The 13,751-nt window shown below is 57.2% G+C and carries 17 protein-coding genes; 8 read left to right on the forward strand and 9 right to left on the reverse strand.

Going from position 1 to position 13,751, the window contains the following annotated elements:
• The first annotated feature begins 70 nt into the window (after window positions 1–70).
• The gene (radA, locus tag GWQ31_RS19480; RefSeq protein WP_005320438.1) at window positions 71–1,435 is read left to right on the forward strand and encodes a DNA repair protein RadA; all 1,365 of its coding nucleotides are present in this window, start codon (window positions 71–73) and stop codon (window positions 1,433–1,435) included.
• 92 nt (window positions 1,436–1,527) lie between these two features.
• Here the strand turns inward: radA and GWQ31_RS19485 are convergent, their stop codons facing one another.
• Complete coding sequence (locus tag GWQ31_RS19485; protein ID WP_005320440.1) at window positions 1,528–1,908, reverse strand: PilZ domain-containing protein; 381 nt, start codon at window positions 1,906–1,908, stop codon at window positions 1,528–1,530.
• A gap of 102 nt (window positions 1,909–2,010) precedes the next feature.
• Window positions 2,011–2,493: an Rsd/AlgQ family anti-sigma factor gene (locus GWQ31_RS19490; protein ID WP_005320446.1), complete on the reverse strand. Its 483-nt coding sequence runs from the start codon at window positions 2,491–2,493 to the stop codon at window positions 2,011–2,013.
• A gap of 341 nt (window positions 2,494–2,834) precedes the next feature.
• On the opposite strand from GWQ31_RS19490, the gene hupA reads away from it, so the two are divergent.
• Window positions 2,835–3,107: a nucleoid-associated protein HU-alpha gene (hupA, locus tag GWQ31_RS19495; RefSeq protein ID WP_005305063.1), complete on the forward strand. Its 273-nt coding sequence runs from the start codon at window positions 2,835–2,837 to the stop codon at window positions 3,105–3,107.
• A 101-nt stretch (window positions 3,108–3,208) separates the two neighbouring features.
• Complete coding sequence (locus GWQ31_RS19500; protein WP_005320448.1) at window positions 3,209–3,634, forward strand: hypothetical protein; 426 nt, start codon at window positions 3,209–3,211, stop codon at window positions 3,632–3,634.
• Window positions 3,635–3,719: 85 nt separating this feature from the next.
• Here the strand turns inward: GWQ31_RS19500 and GWQ31_RS19505 are convergent, their stop codons facing one another.
• Window positions 3,720–3,869, reverse strand: coding sequence for a hypothetical protein (locus tag GWQ31_RS19505; protein WP_021140465.1), 150 nt, complete (start codon window positions 3,867–3,869; stop codon window positions 3,720–3,722).
• A 2-nt stretch (window positions 3,870–3,871) separates the two neighbouring features.
• Window positions 3,872–4,858, reverse strand: a complete 987-nt coding sequence (gene dusA, locus GWQ31_RS19510) for a tRNA dihydrouridine(20/20a) synthase DusA (RefSeq protein WP_275910063.1) — start codon at window positions 4,856–4,858, stop codon at window positions 3,872–3,874.
• Window positions 4,859–4,996: 138 nt separating this feature from the next.
• Between dusA and zur the strand changes: the two genes are divergently transcribed.
• Genes zur through GWQ31_RS19525 form a run of 3 tightly spaced genes read left to right on the forward strand, consistent with a single transcriptional unit; the run spans window position 4,997 to window position 6,141 of the window.
• Entirely contained in the window at window positions 4,997–5,455 is a 459-nt protein-coding gene (gene zur, locus GWQ31_RS19515; protein ID WP_021140463.1) for a zinc uptake transcriptional repressor Zur, read from the forward strand.
• Window positions 5,445–5,906 (forward strand): chemotaxis protein CheX, encoded by a 462-nt coding sequence (locus GWQ31_RS19520; protein ID WP_005320452.1) that lies wholly within the window; start codon window positions 5,445–5,447, stop codon window positions 5,904–5,906. Before zur ends, GWQ31_RS19520 begins: the two co-directional genes overlap by 11 nt.
• A 4-nt stretch (window positions 5,907–5,910) precedes the next feature.
• Entirely contained in the window at window positions 5,911–6,141 is a 231-nt protein-coding gene (locus tag GWQ31_RS19525) for a hypothetical protein (RefSeq protein WP_265463166.1), read from the forward strand.
• 75 nt (window positions 6,142–6,216) lie between these two features.
• On the opposite strand, the gene brnQ is transcribed toward GWQ31_RS19525, so the two are convergent.
• Both brnQ and GWQ31_RS19535 read right to left on the reverse strand, forming a co-directional pair.
• Complete coding sequence (gene brnQ, locus GWQ31_RS19530; protein ID WP_275910064.1) at window positions 6,217–7,530, reverse strand: branched-chain amino acid transport system II carrier protein; 1,314 nt, start codon at window positions 7,528–7,530, stop codon at window positions 6,217–6,219.
• A gap of 185 nt (window positions 7,531–7,715) precedes the next feature.
• Window positions 7,716–8,426 (reverse strand): methyltransferase, encoded by a 711-nt coding sequence (locus tag GWQ31_RS19535; protein WP_275910065.1) that lies wholly within the window; start codon window positions 8,424–8,426, stop codon window positions 7,716–7,718.
• 128 nt (window positions 8,427–8,554) lie between these two features.
• Here GWQ31_RS19535 and srmB point away from each other — a divergent pair, with 128 nt between their 5' ends.
• Entirely contained in the window at window positions 8,555–9,778 is a 1,224-nt protein-coding gene (gene srmB / locus GWQ31_RS19540) for an ATP-dependent RNA helicase SrmB (protein WP_005320462.1), read from the forward strand.
• Window positions 9,779–9,966: 188 nt separating this feature from the next.
• On the opposite strand, the gene yaaA is transcribed toward srmB, so the two are convergent.
• From yaaA to tapT, 3 genes are read right to left on the reverse strand one after another with little or no spacing between them, the layout of a single operon-like run.
• Window positions 9,967–10,740, reverse strand: coding sequence for a peroxide stress protein YaaA (gene yaaA, locus GWQ31_RS19545; RefSeq protein WP_265463163.1), 774 nt, complete (start codon window positions 10,738–10,740; stop codon window positions 9,967–9,969).
• Window positions 10,741–10,772: 32 nt separating this feature from the next.
• Entirely contained in the window at window positions 10,773–11,882 is a 1,110-nt protein-coding gene (tapU, locus tag GWQ31_RS19550; RefSeq protein WP_021140458.1) for a type IVa pilus ATPase TapU, read from the reverse strand.
• Window positions 11,883–11,917: 35 nt separating this feature from the next.
• Window positions 11,918–12,952 (reverse strand): type IVa pilus ATPase TapT, encoded by a 1,035-nt coding sequence (tapT, locus tag GWQ31_RS19555; protein WP_005320466.1) that lies wholly within the window; start codon window positions 12,950–12,952, stop codon window positions 11,918–11,920.
• 39 nt (window positions 12,953–12,991) lie between these two features.
• Here tapT and GWQ31_RS19560 point away from each other — a divergent pair, with 39 nt between their 5' ends.
• Window positions 12,992–13,693, forward strand: a complete 702-nt coding sequence (locus GWQ31_RS19560; protein WP_265463162.1) for a YggS family pyridoxal phosphate-dependent enzyme — start codon at window positions 12,992–12,994, stop codon at window positions 13,691–13,693.
• Window positions 13,694–13,751: the final 58 nt, after the last annotated feature.

The following is a 13,751-nucleotide window of genomic DNA, read 5'->3' on the forward strand; positions in this document are numbered from 1 at the left end:
ATTCTGGGTTTGATCTGTCGGTCGCAAACAAGTATATCAAGCAGGAATTCATCCTGTCCCCGAGTTATCCATGGCCAAAAATAAAACTGCCTATGTTTGTACCGAATGTGGTGCCGACTTCACACGCTGGCAAGGCCAGTGTGGTGAGTGCAAGGAGTGGAACACCATTACCGAGGTTCGTCTGGGGTCGGTGACGCCAGGCAAGAACGCCCGCTATACCGGCTATGCTGGCGCCATCGGCAGTCAGGTACAGACGCTGGCGGAGATCGCCACCACAGAGATCCCCCGCTTCTCCTCGGGTTTCAAGGAGCTGGATCGGGTGCTCGGCGGTGGTGTGGTGCCGGGTTCTGCCATTCTTATCGGCGGTAATCCGGGGGCGGGCAAGTCCACTCTGCTGCTGCAGACCATGTGTGGTCTGGCCGAGCGGATGAAGACCCTTTATGTCACGGGTGAAGAGTCGTTGCAGCAGGTGGCGATGCGCGCCGGCCGGCTGGGCTTGCCCACTGACAAGCTGCGGATGCTGTCGGAGACCAGCGTCGAGCAGATCTGCATCATAGCTCAGCAGGAGCAGCCGCAGATCATGGTCATCGACTCCATCCAGGTAATGCATGTGGCGGATGTGCAGTCATCTCCCGGCTCCGTCTCCCAGGTGCGGGAGGCCGCGGCCCTGTTGACCCGTTATGCCAAGCAGAATCACGTCGCCATCTTCATGGTGGGCCACGTCACCAAGGACGGCACCCTGGCAGGCCCCAAGGTGCTGGAGCACTGTGTCGACTGCTCAGTGCTGCTGGATGGGGCCAATGACTCGCGTTTTCGCACCCTGCGCTCCCACAAGAACCGCTTCGGTGCCGTCAACGAGCTCGGCGTGTTCGCCATGACGGGGCAGGGCATGCGCGAGGTGAGCAATCCCTCAGCCATCTTCCTCAGCCGGGGTGAAGAGCAAGCGCCTGGCTCCATCGTCATGGTGATCTGGGAGGGCACCCGGCCACTGTTGGTCGAGCTGCAGGCGCTGGTGGATTACTCCCAGCTCTCCAATCCGCGTCGGGTGGCGGTGGGAATGGATCACAACCGGCTCGCCATGCTGCTGGCCGTGCTGCACCGTCACGGCGGGCTGCAGATGGCGGATCAGGATGTCTTCATCAACGTAGTGGGGGGCGTCAAGGTTGAAGAGACCAGTGCGGATCTGGCTCTCTTGCTGGCCATGGTCTCCAGTTTTCGTGACCAGGCCCTGCCCAAGGATCTGGTAGTCTTTGGCGAAGTGGGTCTGTCCGGCGAGATCCGACCCGTGCCGTCCGGTCAGGAGCGGTTGCAGGAAGCGGCCAAACACGGTTTTCGCCGTGCCATAGTGCCCTATGCCAACGCACCCAAGCACCCCATTGAGGGGATGGAAGTGGTACCGGTGAAGAAACTGGCAGATGCGCTTGAGGCGTTGTAACCCCCCATCCAGCGCAGTTTGCACAGCGTGAAGATTCAGCAATAAAAAGGAGCGCAAACTGGCGCTCCTTTTTATTGATTCTGGACTGGGGCTCAGGGATGAGGATGTTCCAGGTGCTCGTCCAGCAGCTGCTCCAGTTCACGGTGGAGCAAGTCCTCGTCGCCGACATTGAGCTCTATCATCCGCTTGAGGTGGGTCGCACTGTCGATATCGATATGGTGGCAGTAGAACCCCAGTTTCTTGCTAGCTTCATGGGTCAGCTCCACCTGCATCTTGATCTCGATGTCGCTGCCGCTCAGGACAAAGCCGAGTTCGTACTCTTTGTTATCACGGCTCTCCCAGTCATCGGGCCGGATCAGAAGCGCCCCTTGCAGAGAGACATCGACCAGTTGGGTCCGCCATGTTTTATCTCCCTGGACGAGGTCGGCCATGGTCAAGTAGAGGATCCGTGAGAAACGTCGACGCTCGGACATTATCATCTCCTGTCAGCAATAGGGATTAGCGCTATAAGGTCATGACATAGAGTGTAATGCACCTTGCGCATCAGGATCTTGAACTGGCTCCGAAATTGGATATCAAACCCGTTGGGCGCTGAGTGACTCTACCACTTGCAGTGCCTTGACCAGCCGATCTTCCTGTTTGAAGCGATCCTCCAGTACAGGTCCCAACTGATTCAAATCCTCATCAAGCAGCAACATTTGAGCTTCGTCTGCGTTGCTGTACTTGTCGTTGAATTCCAGTGCGAATTCAGTGCATTCCCGAATGTGGGGATAGATGCGCTTGGCCAGTTCCAGCTTGTCACCGCTGGCCTGTTCAAAGGCGGCGACCACATGGTTGTAGATCTCGAAGTGACCGGCGCTGACGTAGTCGACCAGCTGATCGCAAAAGCGTTGCAGCTCGGATGGACTGGGCAGTGAGCGTTGTTTGTTGCGGGCGGGGGTCAGCCCGGCGAGCCGCATGTATTCGACCAGCAGTGCCTGCCTGGCATCCAGCCAGTCATCGATAGCACGGTGTTTTCCTGCCAATGCGCGCTTTGTTTTTTCCAGTTCAGTTAACATAATCCCTCCGTGGGGCATAGGCATGGAGTGCTATCGCTACAGGCCTCCGGCCTTTCTTATTGACTGACGACACTCCCTATAACTAGGGAAAATCCGGTTGACCGTCAATAGGTGTATGGGGATATTGTTACGTCAGGTGGTGTTTTGGCTACAAGACGTCATCATTTGTTCTCCCCTTCCTGTCGCTCACGATAACGAAGTGGCGAGATATGTGACTATTTCCGCAGATCTTGATGAAAACCCCAGCATTCAAGCCAATCTGGCTGATAAAGCCTTTGCCTGAGTGTTTTTTTTTGAATAGAGTGGCCCGGTGCTAAATGCCCGATCATAAAGGAAATGTTATGAACAAAGCTCAACTTGTCGATGCAATTGCAGCCAAAGCAGATCTGAGCAAAGCTCAGGCCAAAGTGGCTCTGGAAGAGATCATCAATGGTATTACCCAGAGCCTGAAAGAAGGCGATGCCGTGCAGTTGGTGGGTTTTGGTACCTTCAAGGTGAACCATCGCGCTGGCCGTACTGGCCGTAACCCGCAGACTGGTAAAGAAATCCAGATTGCAGCCGCGAATGTGCCGTCCTTTGTGGCAGGCAAGGCGCTGAAAGACGCCGTCAAGTAATCGTGTAAAACCCGGCGCCAGCCGGGTTTTTTATTGCCATCGTCAGCGGAATTTGTTTCAGATACACTCAAGATATGGCGTGCGCCGTAGTGAGGTGGATGATGGAACAGAAAAATGCCATTCGGCAGGTTGCGGTACCTTGGGCTCCGTCCCGCCAACTCCCCCCAGGCCTGGTTGTGGCCGAGCTTCATCAGGATATCTGGAGTGACTCCCTGACCGTCATGCTGGGTCGGGCGCGCAGTATCGATCTGCCGCCACAGATCCTGTGTCGAGTCTATTTTCGTCATATCTTCGCCGTTCGGGTCATGGAGGACTGTGATCTGTCGGAAGGCAAGGAGAGCCATGCCATCGAGGAGCAGATCCAGCTCATCACCCCGTCCCGTTTCGCCAGTTGGTTCCATCAGGAGTCGGAGGGCCTGCATCTGGATGAGGATCTGCAGCACTATCGCATCTCGACCTGGGACTACTGTGCCGACGTACTGACATCATTTGCGCCCGAACTGCAGTTTGTGGACAAGGGGGAGTAACTCAGGAGCGATGGCCCCATAGAGAAAAGCGGGTAACATCTGGTGTTACCCGCTTTTTCATTGGTTGGCAGGGAGGTGACATGGATCAGCTCAGCAAATGATCCTTGTGCAGGCCCAGCACAATCAGCAGACCGAGAAAGTAGAAGGCGCTGAGCTTGATGCCGAGGATGGCCAACAGTCCGGCGCAGAGCCGGACAACTGCCTTGTGCAGCCATGAACCCGTGAAGCGGTACATGATCACTCTACCGATTCGGCGCTGGCAAATTCCGGCACCTTGGCCATGGCATCCAGCACGACTTGAATGCCGGCACCCGGCTTGCAGGCGTTCTCGCTAAGGTGACGACGCCAGGCACGGGCTCCCTGCATGTTCTGGAACAGGCCCAGCATGTGGCGGGTCATGTGGGAGAGATAGTTGCCTTTGGCCAGCTCCTGCTCCATGTAGGGAAGCATCATTCGCACCACTTCATGGCGGCTCGGGATCTCGCTCGTCAGACCGAACAGCTGGCTGTCTACCTGCGCCAGCATGTAGGGGTTCTGGTAGGCTTCGCGCCCCATCATGACCCCATCCACCTGCTGCAGATGTTCCAGCGTTTGCTCGAGGCTGGTGACACCGCCGTTGAGGGCTATGGTCAGCTCGGGATAATCCTGTTTGACCCGATAGACGCGGGGATAGTCGAGTGGCGGTATCTCGCGGTTTTCACGTGGGCTCAGACCGCTGAGCCATGCCTTGCGGGCATGGACGATAAAGGTATCGCAACCGGCATCGCGCACCTGCTCGATAAAGGCCTGCAAAAATTCGTAGGAGTCCTGATCGTCGATACCGATCCGGGTCTTGACCGTCACCGGGATATCGACCGCATCGCGCATCGCCTTGACGCAGTCGGCCACCAGCGCCGGTTCACCCATCAGGCAGGCACCGAAGCGGCCATTTTGAACCCGATCTGACGGGCAGCCGACGTTGAGGTTGATCTCGTCATAGCCGCGCTCCCGGGCCAGCTTGGCGCAGTGGGCCAGATCCGCCGGATTGCTGCCACCCAGTTGCAGAGAGACGGGGTGCTCCTGCTCGCTGTAACCCAGATAATCTCCTTTGCCATGGATGATGGCACCCGTGGTCACCATTTCGGTATAAAGCAAGGTCTGGCGGGTCATCAGACGGTGGAAATAACGGCAATGCCGATCGGTCCAGTCCAGCATGGGGGCGATGGAAAAACGCTGCGCCTGCATAAAAATCATCCGGGTTGGCTAAACAAAGGGGCGGGATTTTATCACAACGTGAGGCAGCCCCAGAAAATGAATTTTGTCGCCGCGCCATGCGAGGCCCTGTGGTAGTATCCGGCTAATAGAAAGGGTATTTGCGTGATCATGAATCAAGACCAACTTTTACAACGAGCCGAACGACTCTGCGAACAACGCGGGATCCGCTTCACCCCTACCCGGCGCCAGGTATTCACTCTGCTGGCCGCCCACGGCAACGCCATTAGCGCCTATGATCTGCTGGCTCAACTGCAGCAAACCGAGGCTCATGCCAAGCCGCCGACTGTCTATCGAGCGCTCGACTTTTTGCTCGAGCAGGGTTTTGCCCACAAGGTGGAGTCGCTCAACGCTTTCATATTCTGCTGTCATTTTGACCATGCCCATCCGATGCAGTTGCTGATCTGTGACGAGTGCGGGGATGTAGTCGAGCTTCACGATACGGCGATCGATAGCGCGTTTTCCGAGCAGGCCCACTTGCATGGTTTTACTATTACCAATAAGACAATCGAGGCACATGGCCAATGTGCTCGCTGTACGCCCACCGTAGGAAGTCAACATGAAGGCTGATTTTGTAAACCCATTCCTGCTTTCCCTGCTCAATGTGCTTTCTACCATGGCACAGCTGGAGCTCAGACCAGGGAAACCCAAGCGCAAGATGGACGAACTGGCGCGCGGCGATGTCTCTGGTCTTATCGGCATGGTCGGTCCGCAGACCAGGGGTTCCCTCTCCATCAGTTTCGAGAAGGGACTGGCACTGGAGATCATGCGCCGCATGCTGGGTGAAGCTCCGGCGACCATCAACGAAGAAGTGACCGACATGGTGGGCGAGATCACCAACATGGTGACCGGCGGCGCCAAGCGCATGCTGGGAGAGAAGGGCTACGAGTTTGATATGGCGACCCCCATCATAGTTTCGGGCCCCAACCACACTATTACCCACAGGGCCGACGGCACCAAAATCATGATGCCGTTCGAGTCAGACTACGGTCGGGCCACCATCGAAATCTGTTTCGAGTAATCCTATGTGGAAAGTGCTGAAATGGCTTGTCATCGGCGGGGTCTTGCTACTCATATTGTCTGATGTCCAGATCAACACCTCGCTCTACAAGTACGACGACAACAAGGTGGTGGTGAGTTTTCCGCGCTGGCAGGCAGACAGGCCCTGGGGCACGTTTCAGTGGCATGCCGGTCGGATCGAGACGCGCTGGTATGGCCTGGAAGGCAAACCCAAACCGGTAGTCCCGCTGCTTTGATGTTGTGGTGACGGATCAGAGAAAAGAGAGAGGCCAGCATATGCTGGCCTCTTTTTATATCGGAACAAATTGTTGTCAGGCGGCTTCGGCAGCCAGCTTCTCGCTGGAGCGCACCGCCATGCCCAGGCCACAGGCCAGCAGGGTCGGCAGCAACCAGGCCAGGCCCTTGTCAAACAGTGGCAGGAAGGCAAAGGCATCCATCTTCATGCCGGCAGCACCCAGACCATCCAGGCAACCGAACAGGAATGCCACCAGCAGTACGCCACGGAACACCAGGCGAGGGCGCCCGAAGTATCCCTTCAGGAAGGTGACCAGCACCAGAGCCACTGCGACCGGATAGATGGCGACCAGCACAGGGATGGAGAGGCTGATAAGTTGGCTCAGACCCACGTTGGCGACGATGGCACAGATGGTACCCAGCAGGACAACCAGCTTCTTGTAGCTCATGCCAGTGAGATTGTGGAAGAAGTCGGAGCAGGCGGAGATGAGGCCCACTGCGGTAGTGAAGCAAGCCAGGGTGATGATGCCGGCCAGAATGAACTGACCCGGTTGACCGAACAGGCTCAGCACATAGGCGTTCACGATGGCGCCGCCATTGCTGACGTCGGTGGCAACCCCGGCTGCGGTATTACCCAGCTGAAACAGGGAAACATAGACCACGGACAGACCGATGGCAGAGATAACACCCGCAATGGCCAGATACTTGAACTGGCTCTTGTAGTCGTTGATCCCCTTCTGGCGCAACAGATCGATGATGAGGGCGCCAAACATCAGGGAAGCCAGGGTATCCATGGTGTTGTAGCCTTCCAGGATCCCCTTCACGAACGGGCTCTCGAGATAGTCACCGGTGGCGCTTGGCATTGTGCCTTGCGGCGCGACGAAGACGCCGACGGCCAGGGTCAGCAGCAGCACCATCAGCAGTGGCATCAGGTACTTGCCGATGTTATCCATCAGCTTGCCCTGATTGAGGGAGACCAGTAAGGCAATGCCGAAGAAGATCACTGTATAGGCGGCAAGACCGGCTTGACCCATATCACCGATAAAGGGCTTGAGGCCCATTTCATAGGCAACCAGACCGGTACGGGGAGCAGCAAAGGCCGGGCCAATGATGATATAGATGGCCACGGCCAGTGCGGTTGCCAGTCCGGCAGGCAGAAATTTGGTCATGCCAGCCCAGCCATTACCCGCTTTGGCGACAGCAATGATAGTGATGAGGGGCAGGCCCACGGCTGTGACCAGGAAGCCCAGCATGGCCAGAGAGAGGTGCTCACCTGCCATGTAGCCTGCCAATGGCGGGAAAATGATGTTACCGGCGCCCAGATAGAACGCAAAGGTCATGAAGCCCAATCCGAGTACATCGGATAATGTGAGTGATTTCGTCAAGTTCAACCTCGTCTGTCTTGTAAACTATTGCTTGTTATAGTTTTTTATTGGTCAGTGACCGGCGTTGTTCAGGGGTAAAAAAAAGGAGCCCCGCGTGTTTTTTCATCACAACCAGTGGTTTGAGCTGGTCTGGAGCGGGCGCTCGTTTGAGAGTCAGCATAATGGCGTGAAAAAATAGTTCAAGACGAAATTTACATCTTCAAATAGAAGGGGTGGGTCAGTTGGATGTATCTGTCGGAATAGGCTCCCACAGCAGAATGGATCACAATCTCACCCTGCTCACACCTGTTTAATCCTCTGCCAAGTAGCAATAAAACACGATTTGCCTCTTTCCCGGCTCTGGTGATAACAGCTGTATAACAAACCCCATGCAGATCATAATCTGCCGAGATGCATAAAATTTCATCGGCCATGGCGGTCGGAAACACCAGCGCGACTTGTCCGACAGGGGTCAGCAAGCGATCGCATGCGGCCAGCAGATCCCGGCTGTCGAGGGAGCCTGTATGTCGAGCCAGTGCCCTGGCCGGGTCGCGCAGAGACTGGCCTGCCCCAAAGTAGGGAGGGTTGGAGACGATGAGGTCATAGGGGGTCGCCTGATAATCCTGAATGGCGCCCTCCATGATGTTGATCCGGGTTGCCCAGGGGGAGGCCGCCACATTCTCTCTGGCCTGAGTCGCTGCATTCATATCCAGCTCCACCGCATCTATGATGCAGTCGGATCTGCTGCGTTGGGCCAGCATGAGTGCAACCAGGCCGCTACCGGTACCTATGTCCAGCACCCGGCGGGTCTCGGCCACCGGTGCCCAGGCGCCCAGCAGTATGCCGTCCGTGCCGACTTTCATGGCGCAGCGGTCGTGCTCGACGTGAAACTGTTTGAAGGTAAAGCCGCTGTTTCGTCCCATCTGACCCCCGTCATATGCCAGTTACACACAAAATGGTCGGCGATTATAGCGACTAAGCCACAGTCACCATAGGAGCCGACGGCATAATCGCCTATAATCTGCCGTTTCCTTAATGACCGAGTATTGCCATGAGCCAGTCCTTTGATGATTTCGACCTGCATCCAGCCCTCAACCGGGCCTTGGCCGAGATGGGATTCACCCGCCCGACCACCATCCAGCAGATGGTGTTGGAGCCAGCCCTGGACGGCCGCGATATTCTGGCATCCGCTCCGACCGGTACCGGCAAGACGGCCGCCTTCGTGCTGCCTGCTCTGCAACATCTGCTGGATTTCCCTCGCCGCAAGCCGGGCCCGTGCCGCATGCTGATCCTGACCCCGACTCGCGAACTGGCGTTGCAAGTTACTGCCCACGCCAAAGCGCTGGCGGTGCACACCAACCTCAGCATCGAGACCATCATTGGCGGCGTCAGCCACGAAGAGCAGCTGCCTGCCCTGACCAAGACCACCGACATAGTGGTCGCTACTCCGGGCCGTCTGCTCGAGTACATAGATAAAGAAGAGTTCGAGAGCCACGACATCGAAGTGCTGGTGCTGGATGAAGCTGACCGCATGCTGGACATGGGTTTTGTCAAGGATGTGAATCGGATAGTGGCGGAGGCGCGGTATCGCAAGCACACCATGCTGTTCTCTGCGACCCTGGAAGGGGCCGGGCTGGAGAAGTTTGCCAACGAGATCCTCAACGAGCCGGTAGAGTTGCATGCCGAGCCGCCCCGCAGCGAACGTCGCCCAATTACCCAGTGGGTACATCTGGCCGATGACGCCGCCCACAAGCTGGCCCTGTTGATCCACATCCTCAAGGATCCGGAAACCCAGAAAGCCATCGTCTTCGTCAGAACCCGCGAGCGCCTGGCAGAACTCTCTGGCCAATTGCAGGCTGCGGGTATTCCATGTGCCTGGATCCGTGGCGAGATGGAACAGAGCAAACGCGTCGAGTCGATCCGCAAGTTCCATGCAGGGGAAGTCCCCTTCCTCGTTGCCACCGACGTTGCCGCCCGTGGCATTGACCTGCCCAACGTCAGCCATGTCATCAACTACGACATGCCCTATGGTACAGACGTCTATGTTCACCGCATCGGCCGTACCGGTCGCGCCGGCAACCGTGGCTGCGCCATCAGCCTGGTGGAAGCTCACGACATGGGCATGGTCGCCAAGATTGAGCGTTACACCGAAGAGCGTCTCAAGCGCCGGGTGATCGATGAGCTGCGTCCCAAGCACAAAGAAGCACGAGTGCCGGTGAAGAAGAAAAAGCCGAAGGATGGCAAGAAGAAGAGTGCCAAGAAGAAAAAGAAGTAAGCCATACCTGCAGCAACGGCCATCCTCGGATGGCCGTTTTGCCAAGTGGATCCTGGATGGGGAAGTAGCGCGGGAATCGCGCGCAGAAAAAAGCCGACGCATAGACGTCGGCTGATAAAAAGTGCTTACAACAGAGGATTCACGTATTCAGACCCGGGGATCCTGAATTTGGTTCCCTCTTTCTGTAATTAATTTTCGGCACGTTTAAACATCAGGGTATGAACGTCAGACTCTTCTGGCACGAAGTAGTAACCATCGACGTTGAAACCAGTCAGTTGCTCAACCTCGGTCAGCCTGTGTTTGATGATGTGGCGGGCCATCATGCCGCGCGCCTTCTTGGCGTAGAAGCTGATGATCTTGAACTGGCCATTCTTCTCGTCCTTGAACACAGGGGTGACGATCCTGCCCTTCAGGGCTTTCGGTCGTACCGACTTGAAATACTCGTCAGAGGCCAGGTTGATCAGCACCTCGTCCCCCTGCGCTGCCAGCGCTGCATTGATGTGCTGGGTAATCACATCCCCCCAGAACTGGTAGAGGTCCTTGCCGCGACTGTTATCGAGCCGGGTCCCCATCTCCAGCCGATAGGGCATCATGAGATCGAGCGGGCGCAGTACGCCGTAGAGGCCGGAGAGCATGCGAAGGTGCGCCTGGGCAAAGTCGAAATCCCCGTCGTTGAAATCTTCTACCTCAAGCCCTGTGTAGACATCCCCCTTGAACGCAAGCAGCGCCTGGCGGGAGTTGTCCGGATGGAAGTCAGGTTGCCACTGGGCAAAACGGGCGGCGTTGAGGCCGGCCAGCTTGTCGCTGATCTTCATCAGGCTGGCGATTTGATCCGGTGTCAGCTGGCGGGCCCGGGTGATCAGCTCAGCCGAGTGATCCAGCAATTGGGGTTGGGTGAAACGGGAGGTCACCAGAGGTGACTCGTAATCCAGCGTCTTGGCCGGGGAAACCACAATCAGCATAACGATCCTTTAATAGCGGTGACACACGCCCCTCATTCATCCAGGGTGACGTTGTCGAGTGTGCCTGCACCCATCTGCTCACGGCCGGACAGCTTGATCAGCAGTCGCAGGTCGTTGGCCGAGTCGGCATGGGCAAGGGCCTCACTGTAGCCAATTTGGCCGGCACAAAACAGGGTAAACAGCGCCTGATCGAAGGTCTGCATGCCAAGCTCGGTGGATTTGGTCATCACCTCCTTGAGACGATGAACCTCGCCTTTGCGGATGATATCCGTGATGAGCGGCGTGTTGAGCAGCACTTCAAAGGCCGCAAAGCGGCGGCGACCATCCAGGCTTGGCACCAGTTGCTGGGCGACGATGGCACGCAGGTTGAAGGAGAGATCGAACAGTAACTGGCGGTGTTTCTCCTGCGGCACCAGATGGAGGATGCGATCCAGCGCCTGGTTGGCATTGTTGGCGTGCAGGGTCGCGAGGCAAAGATGGCCGGTCTCGGCAAATTGCAGTGCGAACTCCATGGTTTCCTGGCTTCGGATCTCGCCGATGAGGATAACGTCAGGTGCCTGGCGCAGGGAGCTCTTCAGCGCCACATCGAATGATTCCGTATCTATGCCCACTTCCCGCTGGGTGATCAGGCTGCGGCCGTGCTGATGCACGAACTCCACCGGATCTTCCACCGTCAGGATATGGCCATCCGCATTCTGGTTTCGATAGCCGATCATGGCTGCCTGAGTGGTGGATTTGCCCGTTCCGGTGGCACCGACGAAAAGCACCAGGCCGCGTTTGGCCATGGCCACCTCCTGCAAGATGGGCGGCAGGGTCAGTTCGTCGAAGGTTGGAATGCGGGTCTCGATACGGCGCACTACCATGCCCGGCAGCTCCTGCTGCCAGAAGGCACTCACCCGAAAGCGTCCCAGTGCCTCGCGGTGGATGGCGTAGTTGCCCTCCCTGGTGCGGATGTAGCGCTCGAAATGCTCAGGGCTGAGCGTCTCCCTGACCAGGGTCAGCGCGCTCTGCTTGTCGAGCGCTTCGCTGCCGAGGGAGAACAGATGCCCGTTGATCTTGAGGGTGGGGGGCGTACCAACCGTGATGAACAGATCCGAGCCTTTGCGTGCGACCAGTTCGGCCAACAGGGCATCCAGATTCATAACGACTCCTTCCTTAGATTCGTTTTCCGTTGTGGTTACACGCTATTGGGGTCGACCGCCTTGGCCTTGGCATCGAGTGACGCAACCACACCACGGCTGACCAGCTGTTTGAGGCTCTGATCCATGGTCTGCATGCCGTGGGTCATCCCGGTCTGGATCACCGAGTAGAGCTGGGCGATCTTGTCTTCCCGTATGAGGTTGCGCACAGCGGGTATGCCCATCATGATCTCGTGGGCCGCCACCCGGCCGCCGCCTATCCGTTTGAGCAGAGTCTGGGAGATAACCGCCCGCAGGGATTCGGAGAGCATGGATCGCACCATGTCTTTTTCCGCGCCGGGAAAGACGTCGATGATACGGTCTATGGTCTTGGCTGCCGACGAGGTGTGCAGGGTGCCGAATACCAAGTGGCCGGTCTCGGCCGCCGTCATTGCCAGACGAATGGTCTCGAGGTCACGCATCTCGCCCACCAGTATGATGTCCGGGTCTTCCCGCAGTGCCGAGCGCAGGGCGTTGCTGAAGCTCTTGGTGTCCCTGTGAACTTCCCGCTGGTTCACCAGACAGCGCTTGTTCTCGTGCACGAATTCGATGGGGTCTTCGATGGTGAGTATGTGGTGATGGAAGTTCTCGTTGATGTAGTTGACCATGGCCGCCAGTGTGGTGGACTTGCCCGAGCCGGTCGGCCCTGTCACCAGTACCAGGCCGCGCGGGTATTCGGAGATCTTGCGGAAGATTTCGGGAGCATCGAGATCCTCCAGGCTCAGCACTGTGCTGGGGATGGTACGGAATACGGCCCCCGAACCGCGGGATTGCTGGAAGGCATTGACCCGGAAGCGGGCCAGATTGGGGACTTCGAACGAGAAGTCGACCTCGAAGTTCTCTTCCAGTTCCTTGCGCTGGTGGTCGTTCATGATGTCGTAAATGAGGGCATGCACTTCCCTGTGTTCCAGGGCGGGCAAATTGATCTTGCGAACCTCACCATCAACCCTGATCATCGGGGGAACCCCGGCCGAGAGGTGTAGATCCGAGGCTTTATGCTTTACACTGAAAGCCAATAACTCTGTGATATCCATAGACTTGTCATTCTCCCATCACAAGATCACTAACGAAATATGAGCCAGATTGCCCAGCACCTGCTTCAGGTAAAGGAACGTATTGTACAGGCCGCTCGCCGGGCGGATCGCTGTGTCGATCACATCAACCTGCTTGCGGTCAGCAAAACCAAGCCGCTTGAGGCCATTCGCGAGGCTTATGCCGCCGGTCAGCGACGCTTCGGTGAGTCCTATGCCCAGGAAGCGGCGACCAAGATAGATACACTGCGCGAGCAAGCGGTCTGTACAGACATAGAGTGGCACTTTATCGGCCCCTTGCAATCGAACAAGTCCAGGCTGGTGGCCGAACGGTTCGACTGGGTACAGAGCGTGGATCGTGACAAGCTGATCGAGCGTCTCAACAACCAGCGTCCAGCCGGGTTGGCGCCGCTAAATATCTGTCTGCAAATCAATATTAGCGGAGAGAGCAGCAAATCCGGAACGTCGGAGCAAGAGATTTTCCGGCTGGCCGAGCTGGTCTCCCACAGTGAACGGCTGGTATTGCGGGGGCTGATGGCCATTCCGGAACATACCAGTGACGAAGCGGTATTGGCTGCCCAGATGGTGCGCATGCAGACTCTGTTCACCGAGCTTGCGCAACAATACCCGAGCGTCGATACCCTCTCGATGGGGATGACCGAGGATCTCGAACTGGCCATCGCCCATTGCAGCACCATGGTGCGGGTCGGTACCGCCATCTTCGGTGCCCGTGACTATTCATAAGCAAGACCACCTGATGCAATATGGAACCCTCGCCTTTATCGGCGCAGGCAGTGCAGGT

The sequence above is a fragment of the Aeromonas sp. 2MA4 genome (assembly GCF_029237305.1).
In the GTDB taxonomy this organism is placed as follows: domain Bacteria; phylum Pseudomonadota; class Gammaproteobacteria; order Enterobacterales; family Aeromonadaceae; genus Aeromonas; species Aeromonas salmonicida.